The organism is Amycolatopsis sp. WAC 01416, assembly GCF_003947485.1.
Taxonomy (GTDB): Bacteria; Actinomycetota; Actinomycetes; order Mycobacteriales; family Pseudonocardiaceae; genus Amycolatopsis.
On record NZ_QHHX01000005.1, the window covers coordinates 378,266 to 398,897 of the forward strand.

The window sequence follows — 20,632 nt, forward strand, 5'->3', positions numbered from 1 at the left end:
GTCAGTCCTCTGTGGTGGGGAGCAGGTTGAGGTGTTCGATCTGCGGCTCGCCGCGTTCGTCGCCGAGCACCGCGACGCCGGCCGGGTCGAGTCCGAAGTGGACGCCCGCGGTCGACGGCAGGCCGACCCAGCGTGCGACCAGGACGCGGCTGAAGTGTCCGTGGCCGACGAGGATCACGTCACCCCTGCCGAGCGGTTCGCGGACGCGTTCGATCAGCTTGTCCGCGCGGACGTTGACGTCCTCCGCGCTTTCACCGCCCGGAATCGGATGCGACCAGACCGTCCATCCGGGAACGGTCTCGCGGATCACCGGCGTGGAGACGCCCTCGTAGTCGCCGTAGTCCCATTCGGCCAGCTCTTCGGTGACCTCGTCGACGCGCAGCCCGGCCAGCTCCGCCGTCCGCAGCGCGCGGGTGCGGGGGCTGGAAAGGACGAGGGCGGGAGAGCCGCCGAGTACCGCGCGCAGGGTGCCGCCCGCCGCGCGGGCCTGCCCCTCGCCGGCGGCCGTGAGCGGGATGTCGGTGCGTCCGGTGTGCCGTCCGTTGACGGACCACTCGGTCTGACCATGCCGGAGGAGGAAGAGCCGATGTGCCACGTTGCGAATATAGCCTGCGGTCCGGTTATGCTACTGGTGAGTAACATGATGAGGAGACCGTGATGGCGCAGAATCCGACCTACGCGATGTGGAACCGGCTGGCGGGCAAGCCGGTCGGCAAACAGCTGTTCTCGGCGGCGATGTGCCTGCGTGTGCCGTACTTCCGGACGGTGCTCCCGACGGTGCGCGACCTGCGTCCCGGCCGGTGCGAGGTGACGTCCCCGAAGTGGTGGGGTGTTTACAACCACATCAAGACCTTTCACGCGATCGCGGCATGCAACCTCGCCGAGATCGCCATGGGCATGCTCGCCGAGGCGACCGTCCCGGCGACGCATCGCTGGCTGCCCAAGGGAATGACGGTCGAATACGTGGCGAAGGCCGAGACGGGTCTGCGCGCGGTCGCCGAACTGCCGGAGTTGCCCGAATTCGGCGACGAGGGCTTCGAGCTCCCCGTGCCGGTGACGATCACGGACACGAATGGGAAACCCGTCGTGACCGCGACCATCACCATCTGGGTGACCAAGAAGAAGTAAAGCGCGCTCTCGCTCCCGCAATTCGGCACCTGGTTGCGATCCTCGCGTGTGCGAACCATCGCAACCAGGTGACTGATCGCGATGGTCAGAGGGGCTTGAACTGGACGTAGGTCGTCTGCTTGAAGGTGTTCTTCCCGCTCGGCGACGGCAGGCCGAGCAGCTGGTCCGCGATCGGCGCCGTCCTGCCGCAGCCGGTCGTGGCCGGCAGGGCGAGCTGGGTGTCGACGACGCCGAACTTCACCGTCTTCGGGTTCTGCGAGATCACCTCGAAGGGCACCGCGGGATCGTCCTTGACCACCGAGTGGAGCGGCGCTTCGAGGGTGCCGACCGTGCATTCCTTGGACAGCAAGGGATGCCGCAGGGCGGCGTAGAGGTCCAGTTCGCCGCGGCGTTCGTCGTTCGACTGGAAGTCCGAGTAGCCGCCGTACTTCAGCTGCATGCTCGCGCCGAAAGTGCCGCGGATCCGGGCGGGCGCGTGCCGCAGTTCGCCGAAGACCTGCGCGAATTTCCCGTCGATCTCGCCTTCGGAGAACGTCAGGCGCATCTCCCCGAGCGGGATCTCCCGGCCGCCGATGGTCAGGACTCCTTGGGAGACAAAGGCTTCACAACGCCAGGTCCCGGGGTCGGCGTTGGCGGGCGGTGCCGGGCATGCGGAGAAGTCGAAGTCGGGCACGGGCGACGGTGTCGCGGCGGCGTGGCCGGGAAGGGCGAGGAGGGCGGCTGCGGACAGTGCGGCCGCGGTCGCGGCGAGAAGACGTCTCATGACTCGAAAGAGTGGCCCGCGGAGGCCTGGGTCACATCGGGGAAGGCCCCCAGGGGATCCCTGGGATCGTCACGTTCGAGTGAAAATAAACGGTGTTTACCCAGCTGACGCGAATCTGCTTCGGATTCGACCTTGAAGGTGTGTCGAACGGCGGGCGATCATCGGCCCATGTCCCCACTGTCGCGCCGCAAGTTCCTCGGGTACACCGCGCTCAACTCCGCCGCGGCTCTCGGACTCACCACGATTTCCACCGCACAGGCCCGGGAATCGTCTCCTGGTTTCTCGACGGCCGTGGTCGTCGGCACCGGTTACGGCGCCGCGGTCACGGCGCTTCGCCTCGGCGAAGCCGGGATTCCCACGGTCATGCTCGAAATGGGCAAGTTGTGGGCCGACCCCGGACCGGACGGCAAGGTCTTCTGCGACATGCTCCGGCCGGACCGGCGGGCCATGTGGTTCAAGGACCGCACGCAGGCCCCGCTCGCCTCCTTCCTGTGGATGGATGTGGCCAACCGCGACATCAAGCGTTATCCCGGAGTCCTCGACAGGGTGAACCACGGCGACATGTCCGTCTACGTCGGACGAGGGGTCGGCGGCGGGTCGCTGGTCAACGGCGCGATGGCCGTGACACCGAAGCGGTCGTACTTCGAGGAGATCCTGCCCGCCGTCGACGCCGACGAGATGTACGGGACGTACTTTCCCCGGGCCAACCGGGCCCTCGGGGTGAACCACATCGATCAGCGGTGGTTCGAGACCTGCCGTTCTTACCGCTACGCAAGGGTTTCCCGGAAGGCGGCCGCGCGAGCGGGACTCAAAACGGTGTTCGTGCCCAGCGTCTACGACTTCGAGTACATGAAGCGGGAAGAAGACGGCACGGTGCCGCGGTCGGCGCTCGCGTCGGAGGTCATCTACGGCAACAACCACGGCAAACGTTCCCTCGACAAGACCTACCTCGCGGCCGCGCTGGGCACCGGGAACGTGACCATCAAGACGCTGCACCAGGTCCGCGGGATCACCCGCCAGACCGACGGCACCTACGTCCTCACCGCGCACGAGACCACGGAAGACGGCGTGGTCGTGGCAAGGAAACAACTCGGCGCGAAGTACCTGTTCCTCGGCGCCGGCAGCCTCGGTTCGACGGAACTGCTCGTGCGGGCGCGGGAAACCGGGACGCTGCCCGGACTGAACGACGAGGTCGGCCGCGGCTGGGGCACCAACGGCAACGTGATGCTGGGCCGCGCCAACCACGCGTGGGATCTCGGCGGATCGCTTCAATCGGGGATGCCCGCGCTCGGCATCGACGCGTGGGACGACCCGGTGAACCCGGTCTTCGCCGAGGTCGCGCCGGTGCCCGCCGGAATCGAGACCTGGCTGAGCCTGTACCTGGCGATCACGAAGAATCCCGAACGCGGCCACTTCACCTACGACGCCGCCACCGACTCCGCGCGGCTGCGATGGAACGCGGCGCAGGGACAGCCGTCGATCGACGCGGCGAAGTCGTTGTTCGACAGGGTTAACCGCGCGAATCGCACGATCTACCGGAGTGACCTGTTCGGGGATACGCGGTCGTTCGAGAACCGGTTCACCTATCACCCGCTGGGTGGATTGGTGCTGGGTGAGGCCACCGACCCGTACGGCCGGGTGAAGGGCTATCGGAACCTCTACGTGACCGACGGATCGCTGATCCCGGGCAGTACCGGGGTGAATCCGTTCGTCACGATCACCGCGCTGGCCGAGCGGAACGTGGAACGGGTGCTGCGGGAGGACTTGGCGCGCTAGCGACCCGAAGGGCGAAGTGGGGTGGTCGGTGCCGGGGGTCGTGAGTGGCGATTCGGGTTCTCTCGAGGGGTATCGGGTCGCGGGGATTCGCTCGCGACCGTGGGGCACCCAGGTGTCGCGAAAGCCACTTTCGGGACCTCAGGCGTCGCGAAAGTGGCTTTCGCGACACATCGCGACCATGGGTTCCGCGAAGGCACCGGAGTAGCGAAGGCCCCTTCGCTACCGCACCCCTGCACCCGACGTTGCGAAAGCCACTTTCGCAACGTTGAAGGTTGCGAAAGTGGCTTTCGCAACCTGCCACCTTCGCCTTACCTCTCGACTCGGTTCGCGGCCCGCAACGTCTCGTAGTGCGCCACGCAATCGTCGTATCGCGGCAGCCACCCCTGCTCCAAGGCCTCTTTCAGATGGGGCGCGGCGGTGTCCTTTTCGGACACCACAGGTTCGATGTCCGGTGGCCATGGCAGCGCGAGATCGCTGTCCATCGGGTTGACACCGTGCTCGCCCGCCGGGTTGTACGGCTCGGAACAGAGGTAGGCCATGACCGTTTCGTCTTCGAGCGCCATAAAGGCGTGGCCGAGGCCTTCGGCGATGTAGACCGCTTTGTATTCGGCGCTGTCGAGCACTGCGGACGCCCATTCGCCGAACGTGGGCGAGCCGACCCGGAGATCGACGATGATGTCGAGCAGCGAACCGCTCGGGCAGTACACGTATTTCGCCTGCCCGGGCGGCGTGTCGGCGAAGTGCACGCCGCGGATGGAACCGCGCCGCGAGACGCTGGTGTTGGTCTGCCCCAGCCGAAGCCGGTGCCCGACCGTTTCGACGAACACCTCTTCCTGGAACGGCGCCACGAACAGGCCGCGGTGATCGGGGAAAACGTGCGGGGTGAACTCGAAACAGTCGGGGATGCCGAGGCGCCTGGCTTGCATGGCCTCCATGCTAACGAGGCGTTCCCAAACCGGATGGACGTCTTGCGAAACCTCCGGTGAGCTGCGGAAAGCCGGGCCCGTTTGTGACATCAACCGCACCAGAGGGGCACACTGGTCCGCATGCCTGTCACAATGATCTGACCGCTGCGTCCGCGGCCGTCGCCACACCCACGGCACCGATGGCCGATTGGACGCTTCGCCGACAGGCCGGCGCTACCGCGCTGGGCTGCCGTGTCGGAGGACGAGTTACCCCAGGTGGCCGGGCCATGCCCAGTTTTGGCCTGCTCACCGGCCAGTTCCCCCGCTCGCAGTCCCAGGAGAATCCCATGACCTTCGCTCGAATCGAGACTTCGCCGTCCTTAGACACGGCGGAAGCAATGACGGGAACCACGATGACCACGCCAGTGACGGACACCGAGATCTTCGAGGGCCACGAGGGCGGCAAGCTCTCCGTGGCCGCGACGCGCCCGATCTCCTCGCCCCGTGACCTCGCGGTCGCGTACACGCCTGGGGTGGCGAAGGTGAGCCGTGCGATCGCAGAGGACGCGACCAAGGCGAAGCGGTACACGTGGGCGGACAGGCTGGTCGTTGTGGTCAGCGACGGTACGGCGGTGCTCGGCCTCGGTGACATCGGCGCGAGCGCTTCGCTGCCGGTCATGGAGGGCAAGTCGGTCCTGTTCAAGACCTTCGGCGGGCTCGATTCGATCCCGCTGGTGCTCGACACCACCGACGTCGACGAGATCATCGAGACCCTGGTCCGGCTGCGTCCGTCGTACGGCGCGGTGAACCTGGAGGACATCTCGGCGCCGCGCTGCTTCGAACTGGAGGACCGCCTCAAGGAGGCCCTCGACTGCCCGGTCATGCACGACGACCAGCACGGCACGGCGATCGTCACGCTGGCCGCGCTGCGCGGGGCGAACCAGGTCCTCGGCAAGGACATCTCCGGCCAGCGCGTGGTCGTCTCGGGAGCGGGCGCGGCGGGAGTGGCCTGCGCCAGGATCCTGCAGAACGCCGGTGTCGCGGACGTCACCGTGCTCGACTCGCGCGGCATCATCCACGAAGGCCGCGAGGGCCTGAACCCGATCAAGCAGAAGCTCGCCGAGACCACCAACACGGCCGGTCTGCGCGGCGGCCTCGGTGAGGCGCTGAAGGGCGCCGACGTCTTCCTGGGCCTGTCCGGGGCGACCATCGACGAGACTCTGCTGGCCGGGATGGCCGACGACGCGATCGTGTTCGCGCTGTCGAACCCGGACCCGGAGGTTCACCCGGCCGTGGCGTCGCGGTACGCCAAGATCGTGGCGACCGGGCGCAGCGACTACCCGAACCAGATCAACAACGTGCTGGCCTTCCCCGGTGTCTTCCGCGGCGCGCTGGACTCGGGTGCGCGGGCGATCACGGAGAACATGAAGCTGGCCGCGGCCGAAGCGATCTTCGCCGTCGCGCAGGACGACCTCGGCCCGGACCGGATCGTCCCGAGCCCGCTGGACCCGCGGGTCGCGCCCGAGGTGGCCGCGGCCGTCGCGAAGGCCGTCGAGGCCGACGGCGTGGTGTGACGGTCCCTTTCACGCTCGCTCAAGCGCTATGAAAGGCCCCTTCATTGCAAAATTCGCAATGAAGGGGCCTTTCATAGCGTGTGGGGGTTGCGCACGTCAGCCGGTAGGGATGGACAGATCGGCGCCGGGGACGAGCGCGGAATCGGTCAGCTGTGAGCCGGGCGAGACGAGCGTGCAGAAGACGGTGCGCACACCGTGCTTCCAGGGCTCGCGCTCCGGCTTCAAGTAGCCCAGATCGGTGTAGACACCTTCCGCGTCGAGTCGCGGCTTGTCCACGTTCTTGGCCAGGATCCGCTGACAGTGGTCCAAGGCTTCCGCTTTCAGGTCTGCGCCACTGGGCCAGGGGCCGTTCGTCGCGGTGAAGGCTCCGATCACCTCGGTGGTGTGCGGGCTCCCGCACGCGGTGAGTTCGACGCTCGTGGCAGAGGCCACGGGCTGTCGCAAGCAATCTCCCGGCTTCAAGGTGCAAATGTTGGCGTGGCCGGACGGCGGGGTCGCGCAACTCGCGCTCGACGGGCTCGGGGCGCCCGGCGGGCTCGCGGTGTAGCGGTCCGGGTTCCCCATGGTGTTCCCGAGCAGGGCGATCCAGCCGACGGCCCAGAAGCCGGCCGCCGCGAGGCCGCCGATCGCCAGGCCCCGGCCCGGCCGCTTCCCTGGTCCCGTCTGGGTGAGCGCGATGATGCCGATGATGATCGCGGGCAGCAACGGCAGTGCCAGGCAACCGGCCACGCCCAGTACGAGGGTGGCGATCGCCAGGCCGCTGGTCTTGGGGTGGTGCGGCGGAAGACCGGGCGGGTAGGCGTATCCGTACGGCTGCGCGATCGGCATTCCCGGGCCTTGAGGTCCGCGCGGTTCGTTCATGGGACCGAACCTAGGAAGAGCCCATGAAGTTCCGATGACACAACTGCCACAGCCGACACAACGGCCGGAAGCGCCGCTCAGCCGAGCAGTTCCGCCAGCCGGTGCCGCGGCAGGTCGATCAGCCGCGCGTCCGTGAGGTCCGACGGCACGTCCAGCGACACGTTCGCGAGCCGCGCGTGCGCACGGGTCAGGAGTTCGTCCGGGTGCTCGACGGCGTCCGCGACGACGATGGCGTGCCGGTTGTCCGGGGTGCTCCGCAGCAGGCGCAGCTTGTATTTCGCCCCGACCAGCCGGTTGAGCGCGCCCTGACCTTCGGCGTTCGTCAGGTCGGGATGCGAGTTCGGGAGCAGCAGCGCCAGCCGTCGTGCGTTGGTGCCCAGCAGGGTCCGCAGCAGCCACGGGCCGGGGTCGGCCGAAAGATCCATCGCGACCGCGTCACCCTCCGGCCCGGAAACGGACCAGTCGACCGGTCGCGACTCCAGCGCCAGCCCGCCCTCCGTGGCGGTTTCGTGCAGCTTGTCCAGCAGCGACGGCTTGGCCGCGCCCGCGGATTCCACCGACTGCGGGCCGTGGGTGTAGATCGCGGCCTTTCCCTTGCCGCCACGGTTCTTCTTCGACTTCGCGGTCGGCTGACAGACGTAGAGGTCCGCCGCGCTTCCGATCGCCTGCGCGCCGAAGTACCGGTTGAAGTCCGGCAGGATCGCTTCGAAGGTCAGGCCGAGCGTCGCGAGCGCGCGCTGCACCTGCGCGCCCAGCGCGGGATGGCGCGGGCTGTAACCGTAGGCGAGCAGCAGTCGCCCCTCCGAGGGTTCGCTGAGCGCCTGGACCCCGCGCGCCGCGAACAAGCCCATTCCTTCGGGGGTGTAAGGCGGATCACTGAACACGAGATCCATCCGCCCGGTCACCGAGGGTGGCAGGCCGACGCGCAGATCCGTGTGCAGGGTGCAGATCGACCGCTCGCTGAGTTCGTCGATGTAGGCCAGGACACGATCGTCGAGGTCGACGACGGTGAGGTCCGCGTCGGGTCGCAACGCGCGTACGGCCAGCGAAGTGAGGTCATGGTCACCCAGGAACAGCAGCTTCGCCGTCGCGAGGTCGTAGCGTTCGTCCAGCCACAGCGCCCGGTTCAGCACGGTTTCGGGCGTCGCCTGCACGTGGTCGAGCGCGGCCAGCGGCGCCGGTACGTTCTCGACGTAGCTGGTGATGGTCTTCAGCAGGTCGGGATCGGATTTCCGGTCCCGTGCCTCGAAGCGCGCGTACTTCTCCCGGGTGGCGGGGGCGAGCCGGACGCGGGACTCGTTCCGCTCGAGGTCGTCGCCGAGCGCGTTCAGGACGTCTTCGACACTCCGGCGTGGCGCGGTGCTGAGCCGGACCAGTTCGCCGAGATCACGCCAATCCGTCCGGAGCAGGGAAATCACCTGATGGAGCGGTCGCACGTGGACACCGTGCGCCGCGAAGACGTCATCGACGGAGGAACTCACGCCAGCAGCCTAGGTGTAGTGACCTGGGAGGTTGGGGACGCGGCTGGTGGGTGGTTTGCCGGCGAGTGCGGTGTGGCCGCGGTGGTGATTGTAGGTGTGCAGCCAGTCTGGGTAGGCGTCGCGACGCTCGGTCTCGGAGTGGTAGGGGCGTGCGTAGGCCCATTCCTCGAGGAGGGTGCGGTTGAATCGTTCGACTTTGCCGTTGGTTTGGGGCCGGTAAGGGCGGGTGCGTTTGTGGACGATGTCCGCGTCGCGCAGCGTGTCGCGCCAGAGTCGGGATTTGTAGCAGGATCCGTTGTCGGTGAGTACTCGCGCGACGGTGATGCCGTTGCGGGTGAAGAAGGTGTGGGCTCGGTGCCAGAACGCGACCGCGGTCTCTTTCTTCTCGTCGTCCAGGATTTCGCTGTAGGCGAGGCGGGAGTGGTCGTCGACGGCGTTGTGCAGGTAGCTGGACCCGATCTGGGGTTTACCGTGCCGGTAGCGGGCGGTGGTGGTGGCTTTCTTGTGCCGCAGGCCGGTGGCGCGGTCCAGGACACGGTGCCCGCCGCCGTCGGGGATATTGCCCAGCTTCTTGATGTCCACATGGATCAGGTCACCGGGCGCGGCGTGTTCGTAGCGGCGGACCGGCCGGGCGGTGGCCCGGTCCAGGTGAGAGAGCCGGGCCAGGCCGTAACGGCGCAGGACCCGGTGCACCGTGGACGGGTTCAGTCCGAGCAGGTAGGCGATCCGGGCAGGCCCCCAGCGGCGCAGGACCCGGACCTTGATGATCCGCCGCTCGGTCCGGGCCGGAAGCCGCGACGGACTGTGACGGGGACGAGACGAACGATCGACCATTCCCGCTTCGCCGTCCTCACGGTAGCGGTCGGCCCAGCGTTTCGCCGTGGACACCGCGACCTGGAACCGTTCCGCCGCCCGCCGCAACGGCCAGTCCTCGTCCACGACACACCGGGCCAGGCGCAGCCTTCCAGCAGGGGTCAACGGTGCGTTAGCGTGAGTCACGAGGGCCTCCAGGTAGCCGGTGCAGATGTCGCAATCCACACCGAACCCGGAGGCCCTCCCTCATGCCAAGATCATCCGACTACGTGTCGGCTCGTTCGCAACGTCTCGGGTCAGTACACCTAGGCCGTGTCCGGTGAGACACGCTCGCGGTCTGACGGCACGGGCGGATGCGGCCGAGTACGAACCCGGTACGAGGCCGATCCGGCCGCACCGCCAGGAACCACCTGGATCACGAAGCCATCGAGCGTGTCTCACCGGACACGGCCTGGTGACCCGCCCCTCGAGACACCGTGCCAACAGGCAGGATGTGGGCTACGGTTTTTCGACCAGACATGGGGAGAGACGCGTGACTATCGAGTTCCGTGGCGTGACGAAGCGGTATCCGGACGGGACGGTCGCGGTCGACGACCTGAACCTCACCGTGGAGGACGGCACCATCACCGTCTTCGTCGGGCCGTCCGGCTGCGGCAAGACCACGTCGCTGCGGATGATCAACCGCATGGTCGAGCCGACTTCGGGCACGGTGCTGCTCGACGGCAAGGACGTCAGCGAAGGCGACCCGGCGCTGCTGCGACGCGGCATCGGTTACGTCATCCAGCACGCCGGCCTCTTTCCACACAGGACAGTCCTCGACAACGTCGCGACCGTGCCGCTGCTGTCCGGCTGGGACAAGGGCAAGGCGCGCAAACGTGCCGCCGAACTGCTCGAAACCGTCGGCCTGCCCGCGGAACTCGGCAAGCGCTACCCCGCCCAGCTTTCGGGCGGCCAGCAGCAGCGCGTCGGGGTCGCCAGAGCGCTCGCGGCGGATTCGCCGGTGCTGCTGATGGACGAGCCGTTCTCCGCCGTCGACCCGATCGTCCGCGAGGAACTGCAGGACGAATTGCTGCGCCTTCAGTCACAGCTGGGGAAGACGATCGTGTTCGTCACCCACGACATCGACGAGGCCGTGCGGCTCGGCGACAAGATCGCGGTGCTCCGCGTCGGCGGGGTGCTCGCGCAGTACGGCACGCCGTCCGAGGTGTTGCGTCATCCCGTCGACGACTTCGTCGCTTCGTTCGTGGGCAAGGACCGCGGCTATCGCGGGCTTTCGTTCCTGTCGGCGGAAGGGATCGTCGTCGAAGAGGTCAAGCGGGTCGAGGTCGGCAAGCCCGCCCCGGGACCGGCCGACGAGTGGCGGGTGGCGGTCAACGCCGACGGACAGCCGCGCGGCTGGCTGCGCCCCGGGTCCACTGTGGACGGGGAGCTCGCCGAGACCGACCTGGTCGCGGGCGGGTCGCTCTACGTCCAGGGTTCACCGATCCGCGGCGCGCTCGACGCGGCGCTTTCCTCGCCCGCGAGCCTCGGTGTCGTGGTCGACGCCGACCAAAAGGTCGTCGGCGTGGTCAGAGCCCAGCAAGTCCTCCAAGTGATCGAAACGCCGTCGCTGAGCTCCTGATGGGCGACTTCTTCGCGGAGCTCGGTCGTTACCTGGGCAGCGCCAACAACCGCTCGCAGTTCTTCGGCGACCTGCTCGACCACATCTATCTCTCGCTGGTCCCGCTGGTGCTGGGCCTGCTGATCGCGGTGCTGGCGGGCTGGCTCGGCCACCGGTTCGCCGCGGCGCGTTCCGTGCTGCTGGTGGTGTCGAACCTGCTGTACACGATCCCGTCGCTCGCCTTGTTCGTGGTGATCCCGGGCATCATCGGTTCGAAGATCCTCGACAGCGTCAACGTGATCGTGGCGCTCACCGTCTACACCGCCGCGCTGCTCGTACGCCCGGTGCTGGACGCGCTCGACGCGGTCCCGCCGCACGTCGTCGCCGCGGCCACGGCCATCGGCTACAAACCCGCGCGCCGCTTCCTCGCCGTGGAGCTGCCGCTTGCGGTGCCGGTGCTCGCGGCGGGCGTCCGGGTGGCCTCGGTCAGCAACATCAGCCTGGTCAGCGTCGGCGCGCTGATCGGCACCGGCGGGCTCGGCGTGCTGTTCACCGACGGATTCCAGCGAGAGTACTTCTCGCCGATCGTCGTCGGGATCGTCGCGACGCTGCTGCTCGCGCTGGTCGTCGACCTGCTGCTGGTGCAGCTCCGCAATCTCCTCACACCCTGGGACCGGGTGGCGACCACGGCGGGGGCGAAATGATCGGCGACGTCCTGAACTGGTTCGGGGATCCGGCCCACTGGCAGGGCACGGACGGCGTCCCGGCCCGGCTGCTGCAGCATCTCGGCTACACGGCGCTGGCGCTGGTTTTTGCGCTGATCATCGCGATCCCGCTCGGGCTCTACGTCGGGCACACCGGTCGCGGCGCGGTGCTGCTGGTGAGCGGCGGCAACGCGATCCGCGCGCTGCCGACGCTGGGGCTGGTGACCTTCCTGTTCCTGCTCTTCACCGAAAGCGAGCTCTCGACGATCATCGGGCTCGTGGTGCTCGCCATCCCACCGATCCTCGCCGGGACGTACGCGGGCTTGCAGGCGACCGACCACGGCTTGGTCGACGCGGCGCAGGGCATCGGAATGACCGGCTGGCAACGGTTGTGGAAGGTCGAGGTGCCCATCTCGCTGCCGCTGGTGCTCGGTGGGGTGCGGAACTCGGTGCTGCAACTGGTGGCGACGGCCGCCGTGGCCGCTTACGTCGGGCTCGGCGGGCTCGGCCGGTTCCTGCTCGACGGACTGGCCATTTTGGACTATCCGCAGGTGGTCGCGGGCGCGCTCCTGACGACGTTGCTGGCCGTCGTGCTGGATCTGGTGCTGGCGGGCGTCCAGCGGCTGCTGGTGCCCAAGGGAGTTCGGCTGGCGCAGGCCGCGAGCGGGAAGAAGGCGAAGGCATGAGGCGGAGGGTGGCGGCGCTGTTCGCCGGGATCGCTTTGCTCACGGCGAGCTGTGGCAACCCGCTCGCCGGCGGAGCCGAGGGAGGTGCGACCGGTGACATCATCATCGGCGCGTCCGACGTCGGGGAAAGCCTTCTGCTGGCCCAGATCTACGCGGGCGCGCTGCGCAACGCGGGCGCGGAGAACGTCACCGTGCGCCCGCCGGTCGGCAGCCGCGAGGTCGTCGTCAAGGCACTGCAGGACAAATCGCTTTCGGTCGTACCGGATTACAGCGGGAACCTGTTGCGCTACTTCGACAAGGACACGCGGGCCACCACCCCGCAGGACGTCTACGCGCAGTTGAAGCAGAAACTGCCGTCCGGGTTCGAAGTCCTCGAACAGGCGCCCGCGGAGGACAAGGACCTGCTGGTGGTGCGTAAGGAACTCGCCGATTCCGGGGTGCGGACCTTCTCCGACCTCGGCAAGCGGTGCAAGGAACTCGTGCTCGGCGGTCCCGGTCAGTGGAGCAGCCGCTGGAAGGACAAGATCAAGACGCTCTACGGCTGTGAGTTCGCGGAGATCCGCACGACCGACACCGGCGGCCCGGTCACGGTCGCCGCGTTGAAGTCCGGCGACATCCAGGTCGCCGACCTGTTCAGCACGTCTTCGTCGATCGCCGCGAACGGGTTCGTACCGCTGGTGGACGACAAGAACATGTTCCCCGCGCAGAACATCGTGCCCCTCGCGGCGAAGGGGACGTTGTCGCCGAAGGAGGTCGACGCGCTGAACCGGGTTTCGGCGGCGCTCACGACCGATCAATTGACCGAGTTGAACGTCCAGTTCAGCGAGGAGAAGCGCAACCCGCTCGACGTCGCCGAGGAGTTCCTGCGCCGGAACAACCTCCTCGCGCCCGCCTGACCCCCGCGATTCGGCACCTGGTTGCGATAGTTCGGCTAACGAACGACCGCAACCAGGTGCCGAATCGCGATAGGGCTAGAGGCGGTCGAAGGCGGGGGAGTAGCGGAACTCGCCCTGGAGGTCGGGCGTGTACGCGCGAAGGGGGCGGACCTGGAAGTGCGGCGCCCATTCGGCGACAGGGGGCGTGATCCCGTGCTGTGCGGCGAGTACGAAGCCGAAGCGGGAGTAGTAGTTCGGGTCGCCAAGCAGGACGACGGCGCCGTAGCCGAGGGCGTCCGCCGCGCCGAGAACCGCGTGCACGAGCGCGGAGCCGATGCCGGAGGCGTGGTACTCGGGCAGGACACCGAGCGGACCGAGGCCCACCGTCGACTTCTCGTCGGAGCCGAGCTTGGCCGGGCTGCAGCAGACATGCCCGGCGACCTTCCCGTCGCGTTCGGCCACGATGGACAGTGCGCCGATCAGGTCGCCGTCCTCCCGCAGTTCATCGACGAGTTTCGCCTCGACCACCGGGACACTGAGTTTCGCGAACGCGGCCAGATGTACCGCGTGGATGGCCTCGCTGTCGGCCGGGATTTCCTGTCGGAGCAGCATGCGCCCGAGTGTGCTCCATCCGAAGGTAGGATGGAAATCGATTTCCGCCCGGTCAGGTCGCGACTTTAGTAGGCGGCCATCCGTGTGTACTTCCACGCCACTGAAACGGCCGGGGGGCCGGAAAGCGACCACTGGATGTGCGGATCCCCAATTCTTCGTGGGCCGTACGGGCGCAAAACGCGACTAAAGGCGGGGGCTGAACGGTGCCCGAACTGCGTCGACGCGACGTCCATTACTACCGGGATGTCCGTAATGCAAGGTCTTCCTTGGGGTGAATCGGCGACTTAGTCTCAGCCTGCGCTCCTAAGTGGAACGCGCTTCACCTCTGAGTCACCCCAACGATCCGGCGGGCCATTTCACGCCCGTGGGTCGACCCTGCCTGGGAGGAATATCTTGAACAATTCCCTGGGAACCTTGAAGAGACGACTGCCCGCCTTCGGTGTGGCCGCGGCCGTCGCCGTGCTGACGGCGCTGGGCGGCACCACCGTCGCGTCGGCGGCGGAGGGTTCGATCGTCAACGCGGGTAGCGACAAGGCGATCAAGGACAGCTACATCGTCGTGCTGAAGGACGGCTCGTCGGTCGAAGCCACCGCGAAGAGCGTGACCCAGCGCCACGGCGGCACGGTCGAGAAGACCTTCGCGTCTTCGGTCCGTGGTTTCTCCGGTGCGCTGACCGAAAAGCAGGCGAAGCGTGTCGCCGCCGACCCCGCGGTCGCCTACGTGGAGCAGAACCAGACCGTCTCGATCTCGGCGGACCAGCTGAACCCGCCGTCGTGGGGCCTGGACCGGGTCGACCAGCAGAGCCTTCCGCTCAACCAGAAGTACAGCTACAGCACCACGGCGTCGAACGTCACCGCGTACGTCGTCGACACCGGCATCCTCACCACGCACCCCGACTTCGGCGGGCGCGCGACCCACGGCCGTGACACCGTCGACAACGACAACGACGCCACGGACTGCCAGGGTCACGGCACCCACGTCGCCGGCACCATCGGCGGTACCGCGCACGGTCTGGCCAAGGGCGTCAAGCTCGTCGCCGTCCGCGTGCTGAACTGCTCCGGTTCCGGTACGACCGCCGGCGTCATCGCCGGTGTCGACTGGGTGACCGCGAACGCCGTCAAGCCCGCCGTCGCGAACATGAGCCTCGGCGGCGGCGCGTCGACCACCCTCGACCAGGCCGTCCAGCGGTCGATCGCGGCAGGCATCACCTACGGTCTCGCGGCCGGTAACGACAACGGCGCCAACGCCTGCAACACCTCGCCCGCCCGTACCCCGGAAGCGATCACCGTCGGCTCGACGACGAACACGGACGCGCGGTCCAGCTTCTCCAACATCGGCACCTGCCTCGACATCTTCGCGCCGGGCAGCGGCATCACGTCGACGTGGCTGAACAACGGCACCAACACCATCAGCGGTACCTCGATGGCGACCCCGCACGTCGTCGGCGCGGCGGCCCTGTACGCCTCCGCCAACCCGACGGCCACGCCGAAGCAGGTCCGTGACGCGCTGGTCGCCAACGGCACCAAGGACAAGGTGACCAACCCGGGCACCGGTTCGCCGAACGTGCTGCTCTACACCGGCACCGACGGTGGCCCCGGCCCCGAGCCCACGCCTTGTGGCACGCAGACCAACAGCGGCGTCGTCGCCATCCCCGACGCCGGTGCCGCGGTGACCAGCACGATCACCGTCGCGAACTGCGCCCGCAACGCCTCGGCCACCACCAAGGTCGCGGTGAACATCACGCACACCTACGTCGGTGACCTCGTCATCGACCTGGTCGCGCCGGACGGCAGCTCGTACCGCCTGAAGGGTTCGAGCAACGACTCGTCCGACAACATCAACACCACCTACACCGCCAACGTCTCGACCGAGGCCGCGAACGGCGCCTGGAAGCTGAAGGTGCAGGACGTGTACCGGATCGACACCGGCTCGCTCAACAGCTGGTCGCTGACCGTCTGATCCATATCCGGAGTACGTGAAGGCCCCCTTCCTCCTGCTGGGAAGGGGGCCTTCACGTATCCGGAGAGTGATTCGGCGCCCAGTTGCGACGTTCGTCCACTAAGGACCTTCGCGAGGCTTTACCCTCTCCGCATGCAGCCCGGACCGCCCTATCAGCAGGGACCTCAGCAGCCGTATCCGCCGCAGGGATATCCGGGGTATCCGCCACCCGGATACGGGCCGCCGCCCAAGAAGTCGAACACCGGACTCATCGTCGGGCTCGTCATCGGCGCGGTGGTGCTGCTCGGCGGTGGCGGGGTCGCGGCCTTCCTGCTGTTGTCCGACGACTCCGGTTCGTCGCCGACCGCGGCGCCGACGTCGTCCAAGAAGACCGGTCCGCCGGACAAGTACACCTCCATGCCCGGTTGCGAGAAGATCGGAAGCAAGATTCGGAACCTGCCGCCGCTCGAAACGCCGAAGGGCGAGGAGCCGGCGAGCACGTCGAACGACGACATCACCTACACCCGCTCGTCGTGCAGCTGGCGTGAGCCCAACGCGCCTTCTGCGACCGTCGTGATGTACCTGTCGAAGTCGAAGGAGCCGGGGTCGGGCGCCGGTGAGGCCTGGGCGAAGGCGAGTGTCGAGAACGCCGTGACCGATGGCGGCGTGCTCATCCCCAGCATGGCGAAGTCGACCAAAGCCGTGCACACCAAGCTCGACTCGCCGAGCCAGTGCCAGATCAAGTTCTACCAGGGCAACGTCGAGGGCGAGATCATCGTGACCGGCCCCGACGCGTCCGCGACCGTCAACCAGACGGTGTGCAAGGAGAACGCGCTGAAGCTGGCCAAGGCGACCTCCGAGGCGATCGGCTAGCTTCCCCCGAAGTACATGAAGGCCCCCTTCCTTGCGTCTGGCGCAAGGAAGGGGGCCTTCATGTACTTCTAGGCGATCAGTCGAAGGCCCGCGCGATCAGCGCCTTCTGCTCGACCTCGTGCACCTTGGACGAACCGGCCGACGGTGCCGCCATCGGGCGACGCGACACGACGTCCAGGCTGGAGAACACCTCCGGGAGCTTCCGCGGCAGGTTCAGGCCGAAGAACGGCCACGCACCCTGGTTCTCCGGCTCCTCCTGGACCCAGACCGCGGGAGCGCCGTTGTAGCGCTCGAGCGCCGCCAGCAGCTTCTTCTTCGGCAGCGGGTAGTACTGCTCGACCCGCACGATCGCGATGTCGTTCGCCTCGCGCTTCGTCCGCTCGGCCACCAGCTCCCAGTAGAGCTTGCCCGAGGTCAGGAGCACCTTGCGCACCTTCGACGGGTCGACGACGGCGTCGTCGATGACCGACATGAACTTCGACTGGCCGGTGAAGTCCTCGACCTGCGAAGTCGCCGCCTTGTTGCGCAGCATCGACTTGGGGGTGAAGACCACCAGCGGCCGGTTGACTCCGTCGAGGGCGTGACGGCGGAGCAGGTGGAAGTAGTTCGCCGGGGTCGACGGCACCGAGACGGTCATCGAGCCTTCCGCGCACAGCGAGAGGAAACGCTCGATGCGGCCGGAGGTGTGGTCCGGGCCCTGGCCTTCGTGGCCGTGCGGCAGCAGCAGCACGACGTCGGAGAGCTGGCCCCACTTGGCCTCACCGGAGGAGATGTACTCGTCGATGACGGTCTGCGCGCCGTTGACGAAGTCACCGAACTGCGCTTCCCACATGACCAGCGCTTCGGAGTTGGCCACCGAGTAGCCGTACTCGAAGCCGACCGCCGCGTACTCGGACAGCGCCGAGTCGTAGATCATCACGCGGCCCTGGCCGTCGGCCAGGCTGGCCAGCGGCGAGTACTCCTGGCCGGTCTTGCGGTCGATCAGCACCGAGTGGCGCTGGGTGAAGGTGCCTCGGCGCGAGTCCTGGCCGGACAGCCGCACGAGACGGCCTTCCATGGCCAGCGAACCGAAGGCGAGCAGTTCGCCGAACGCCCAGTCGATGCCGCCTTCGCGGGACATCTTGTGGCGGCGTTCCATGACCGGCTTGACCCGCGGGTGCGGGGTGAAGCCCTCGGGCACGTTGAGGAACGCGTCGCCGATGTGCTCGATGACCTCGGCGGTGGTGGCGGTGGGCACCTTGGCCGGGACCTGCTGCTCCTCCTCGACCGAGGGGCTGGCCTTCGCCGGGTGCTTCTCCAGCTCGCGGACCTCGTTGAACACGTGCTCCAGCTGGCTGGAGAAGTCGCGCAACGCGGCTTCGGCCTCTTCGACGGAGATGTCGCCGCGGCCGATCAGCGATTCGGTGTAGGTCTTCCGGACCGAACGCTTCGTGTCGATGATGTCGTACATCGCCGGCTGCGTCATCGAGGGGTCGTCGCCCTCGTTGTGGCCGCGGCGGCGGTAGCAGATCAAATCGATCACGACGTCCTTGTGGAACGCCTGGCGGTAGTCGACGGCCAGCTTGGCCACCCAGTGTGCGGCCTCGGGGTCGTCGCCGTTCACGTGGAAGATCGGCGAGCCGATCATCTTCGCGACGTCGGTGGCGTACTGGCTCGACCGCGAGTTCTCCGGCGCGGTGGTGAAGCCGACCTGGTTGTTGATGATGAGGTGCACGGTGCCGCCGGTGCGGTAGCCGCGCAGCAGCGCCAGGTTCAGCGTCTCGGCCACGACACCCTGGCCGGCGAAAGCGGCGTCGCCGTGCATCAGCACAGGGAGGACGGTGAAGCCTTCGCCGCCCTTGTCGAGGATGTCCTGCTTCGCGCGGACGATGCCTTCGAGGACCGGGTCGACGGTCTCCAGGTGTGACGGGTTCGCGGTCAGCGACACCCTGGTCTCGCCGTCGCCGAACATGCGGAAGTACTTGCCCTCGGCGCCGAGGTGGTACTTCACGTCACCGGAGCCGTGCGCCTGGCCGGGGTCGAGGTTGCCCTCGAACTCCTGGAAGATCTGCGCGATCGGCTTGCCGACGATATTCGCGAGCACGTTCAGGCGGCCGCGGTGCGGCATACCGACGACGACCTCGTCGAGCTCGTACTCGGCCGCCTTGTCCAGCAGCGTGTCGAGCAGCGGGATCGCGGTCTCGCCGCCTTCGAGGGAGAACCGCTTCTGACCGACGTACTTGGTCTGAAGGAACGTCTCGAACGCCTCGGCGGCGTTCAGCTTCGAGAGCACGTACTTCTGGACCGCGGGGTCCGGCTTCTCGTGCGGGACCTCGACGCGATCCTGGATCCAGCGGCGCTCCTCGGGGTCGAGGATGTGCGTGTACTCGATGCCGACGGTGCGGCAGTAGGAGTTGCGCAGCACGCCGAGGATGTCGCGCAGCTTCATCCGCTCCTGGCCGGCGAAGCCGCCGACCGGGAACTCGCGGTCCAGGTCCCACAGGGTCAGGCCGTGGGAGAGGACGTCGAGGTCGGCGTGGCTGCGCTGCCGGTAGTTCAGCGGGTCGGTGTCGGCCATCAGGTGACCGCGCATGCGGAAGGCGTCGATCAGCTCGATCACGCGCGCGGTCTTGTCGACCGGGCCGTCCGGGATGTCGGCGACCCAGCGGATCGGCTCGTAGGGCAGGCGCAGGCTGGTGAAGACGTCGTCGTAGAAGCCGTCTTCGCCGAGCAGCAGCTCGTGGATGCGCTTGAGGAACTCGCCCGACTCCGCGCCCTGGATGATGCGGTGGTCGTAGGTCGAGGTCAGCGTCATGATCTTCGAGACGCCGAGGTCGACGAGGGCCTTCTCGCTGGTGCCCTCGAAGTGCGCCGGGTACTGCATGGCGCCGACGCCGATGATCGCGCCCTGGCCCGCCTGCAGGCGCGGCACCGAGTGGTTGGTGCCGATGCCGCCGGGGTTGGTCAGCGAGATCGTGGTGCCGGCGAAGTCGTCGGCGGTCAGCTTGCCGTTGCGGGCCTTCTTGACGATCTCCTCGTAGGCCTGCCAGAACTGCATGAAGGTCATGTTCTCGGTGGCCTTGATGGAGGCCACGACGAGCGTGCGGGAGCCTTCCTTGCCCTTCATGTCGATCGCGAGACCGAAGTTCACGTGCTCCGGCGTGATCGCGAACGGCTTCCCGTCGATCAGCTGGTAGTGCCGGTTCATGTTCGGGAAGTTCTTCAGCGCACGGACCATCGCGTACCCGATGAGGTGCGTGAAGGAGATCTTGCCGCCGCGCGTGCGCTTGAGGTGGTTGTTGATGACGATGCGGTTGTCGGCCATCAGCTTCGCCGGGACCGCGCGCACACTCGTGGCCGTCGGCACGGACAGCGAGGCGTCCATGTTCTTCGCGATCGCGGCCGCGGCGCCACGGAGCTGCTTCGACTCCGGTTCGGCGTCCTTCTCGGCGGGCTTGGCCGGGGCCTTCTCGGCCGCCTTGGGCGCCGCCGCCTTCGCAGGCGCTGAGGCCTTCGCGGGCGCGGCGGCCTTCGTCTCGGTCTTCGGTGCGGGTTTCGCGGGGGCGTTCTTCGGCGCGGTCTGCTTCGCGGTGGACTCGGCGTTGCGGACTGTCTGGGGCGACGGGTGGGTGACCTGGCCGTTGGCGCCAGGGCCTTCGTTGCCGGGGTCTCCGGAGTTCTGACGCGCGTCGTCAGCCTTGGTCTGCGCGGCCTGCGTTGGCTTGAAGTCCGCGAAGAAGTCGTGCCAGGCGGCATCGACTGAGCTGGGGTCGGCGAGGAACTGGTCGTACATTTCCTCGACGACCCACTCGTTGGGGCCGAATTGTGACGCAGGGCTGCTGCTGGACACGGCTTGGACTCGCCTCTATCCGTCTCGAGATCTTGAACACCGCTGATGCGCCTACCAGGCTAACCCCCTCGGTCGCGGCCGTGTGATGGAACTGGCCTGTGTGAGGCGTGGCGCACTAGGTGATGGGTCACTGTCTCGATCAAGAGACCGAAAATCTGTCCTGTGCCGTCCGGGCCCTCGGCCGTTCGGGGGAGCAAGGGACCTTTGCTGTCGT

General features: G+C 67.6%; 17 protein-coding genes. 9 read left to right on the plus strand and 8 right to left on the minus strand.

Annotated elements, in window-relative coordinates:
• Nucleotide 1: 1 nt before the first annotated feature.
• Nucleotides 2-595: an acid phosphatase gene (locus DL990_RS19020; protein WP_125799439.1), complete on the minus strand. Its 594-nt coding sequence runs from the start codon at nt 593-595 to the stop codon at nt 2-4.
• Nucleotides 596-657: 62 nt separating this feature from the next.
• Here DL990_RS19020 and DL990_RS19025 point away from each other — a divergent pair, with 62 nt between their 5' ends.
• Nucleotides 658-1,128, plus strand: coding sequence for a hotdog fold domain-containing protein (locus DL990_RS19025; RefSeq protein ID WP_125788396.1), 471 nt, complete (start codon nt 658-660; stop codon nt 1,126-1,128).
• Nucleotides 1,129-1,213: 85 nt separating this feature from the next.
• On the opposite strand, the gene DL990_RS19030 is transcribed toward DL990_RS19025, so the two are convergent.
• On the minus strand, nt 1,214-1,891 hold the full coding sequence (locus DL990_RS19030) for a hypothetical protein (protein ID WP_125799440.1): 678 nt from the start codon (nt 1,889-1,891) through the stop codon (nt 1,214-1,216).
• Between the two features lie 168 nt (nt 1,892-2,059).
• Here DL990_RS19030 and DL990_RS19035 point away from each other — a divergent pair, with 168 nt between their 5' ends.
• On the plus strand, nt 2,060-3,667 hold the full coding sequence (locus DL990_RS19035; RefSeq protein WP_125799441.1) for a GMC oxidoreductase: 1,608 nt from the start codon (nt 2,060-2,062) through the stop codon (nt 3,665-3,667).
• A gap of 308 nt (nt 3,668-3,975) precedes the next feature.
• Here DL990_RS19035 and DL990_RS19040 read toward each other — a convergent pair whose 3' ends face one another.
• Nucleotides 3,976-4,593, minus strand: a complete 618-nt coding sequence (locus DL990_RS19040; protein ID WP_125788399.1) for a dTDP-4-dehydrorhamnose 3,5-epimerase family protein — start codon at nt 4,591-4,593, stop codon at nt 3,976-3,978.
• Nucleotides 4,594-4,970: 377 nt separating this feature from the next.
• Here DL990_RS19040 and DL990_RS19045 point away from each other — a divergent pair, with 377 nt between their 5' ends.
• The gene (locus tag DL990_RS19045; RefSeq protein ID WP_125799442.1) at nt 4,971-6,146 is read left to right on the plus strand and encodes an NADP-dependent malic enzyme; all 1,176 of its coding nucleotides are present in this window, start codon (nt 4,971-4,973) and stop codon (nt 6,144-6,146) included.
• Between the two features lie 96 nt (nt 6,147-6,242).
• Here the strand turns inward: DL990_RS19045 and DL990_RS19050 are convergent, their stop codons facing one another.
• The 3 genes from DL990_RS19050 to DL990_RS19060 all read right to left on the minus strand — a co-directional run bounded on the left by DL990_RS19050 (nt 6,243) and on the right by DL990_RS19060 (nt 9,487).
• Nucleotides 6,243-7,007 carry a DUF4190 domain-containing protein gene (locus DL990_RS19050; RefSeq protein WP_125799443.1) on the minus strand — a complete coding sequence of 255 codons (765 nt, stop codon included), beginning with the start codon at nt 7,005-7,007 and terminating at the stop codon, nt 6,243-6,245.
• Nucleotides 7,008-7,084: 77 nt separating this feature from the next.
• Nucleotides 7,085-8,488 carry a bis-aminopropyl spermidine synthase family protein gene (locus DL990_RS19055; RefSeq protein ID WP_125799444.1) on the minus strand — a complete coding sequence of 468 codons (1,404 nt, stop codon included), beginning with the start codon at nt 8,486-8,488 and terminating at the stop codon, nt 7,085-7,087.
• A 9-nt stretch (nt 8,489-8,497) separates the two neighbouring features.
• Nucleotides 8,498-9,487, minus strand: a complete 990-nt coding sequence (locus DL990_RS19060) for an IS481 family transposase (RefSeq protein ID WP_125799445.1) — start codon at nt 9,485-9,487, stop codon at nt 8,498-8,500.
• A 346-nt stretch (nt 9,488-9,833) separates the two neighbouring features.
• Between DL990_RS19060 and DL990_RS19065 the strand changes: the two genes are divergently transcribed.
• From DL990_RS19065 to DL990_RS19080, 4 genes are read left to right on the plus strand one after another with little or no spacing between them, the layout of a single operon-like run.
• Complete coding sequence (locus DL990_RS19065; RefSeq protein WP_125788403.1) at nt 9,834-10,922, plus strand: ABC transporter ATP-binding protein; 1,089 nt, start codon at nt 9,834-9,836, stop codon at nt 10,920-10,922.
• Nucleotides 10,922-11,605 (plus strand): ABC transporter permease, encoded by a 684-nt coding sequence (locus DL990_RS19070; RefSeq protein ID WP_125799446.1) that lies wholly within the window; start codon nt 10,922-10,924, stop codon nt 11,603-11,605. The genes DL990_RS19065 and DL990_RS19070 overlap by 1 nt, the downstream gene beginning before the upstream one ends.
• On the plus strand, nt 11,602-12,291 hold the full coding sequence (locus tag DL990_RS19075; protein WP_125788405.1) for an ABC transporter permease: 690 nt from the start codon (nt 11,602-11,604) through the stop codon (nt 12,289-12,291). The genes DL990_RS19070 and DL990_RS19075 overlap by 4 nt, the downstream gene beginning before the upstream one ends.
• The gene (locus DL990_RS19080; RefSeq protein WP_125799447.1) at nt 12,288-13,187 is read left to right on the plus strand and encodes an ABC transporter substrate-binding protein; all 900 of its coding nucleotides are present in this window, start codon (nt 12,288-12,290) and stop codon (nt 13,185-13,187) included. The genes DL990_RS19075 and DL990_RS19080 overlap by 4 nt, the downstream gene beginning before the upstream one ends.
• Nucleotides 13,188-13,262: 75 nt before the next feature.
• Here DL990_RS19080 and DL990_RS19085 read toward each other — a convergent pair whose 3' ends face one another.
• Entirely contained in the window at nt 13,263-13,778 is a 516-nt protein-coding gene (locus DL990_RS19085; protein ID WP_125788407.1) for a GNAT family N-acetyltransferase, read from the minus strand.
• Between the two features lie 393 nt (nt 13,779-14,171).
• On the opposite strand from DL990_RS19085, the gene DL990_RS19090 reads away from it, so the two are divergent.
• The gene (locus DL990_RS19090) at nt 14,172-15,737 is read left to right on the plus strand and encodes a S8 family peptidase (protein WP_125788408.1); all 1,566 of its coding nucleotides are present in this window, start codon (nt 14,172-14,174) and stop codon (nt 15,735-15,737) included.
• 132 nt (nt 15,738-15,869) lie between these two features.
• Nucleotides 15,870-16,589, plus strand: a complete 720-nt coding sequence (locus DL990_RS19095) for a hypothetical protein (protein WP_125788409.1) — start codon at nt 15,870-15,872, stop codon at nt 16,587-16,589.
• Between the two features lie 76 nt (nt 16,590-16,665).
• Here DL990_RS19095 and DL990_RS19100 read toward each other — a convergent pair whose 3' ends face one another.
• Nucleotides 16,666-20,418 carry a multifunctional oxoglutarate decarboxylase/oxoglutarate dehydrogenase thiamine pyrophosphate-binding subunit/dihydrolipoyllysine-residue succinyltransferase subunit gene (locus DL990_RS19100; protein WP_125788410.1) on the minus strand — a complete coding sequence of 1,251 codons (3,753 nt, stop codon included), beginning with the start codon at nt 20,416-20,418 and terminating at the stop codon, nt 16,666-16,668.
• Nucleotides 20,419-20,632: the final 214 nt, after the last annotated feature.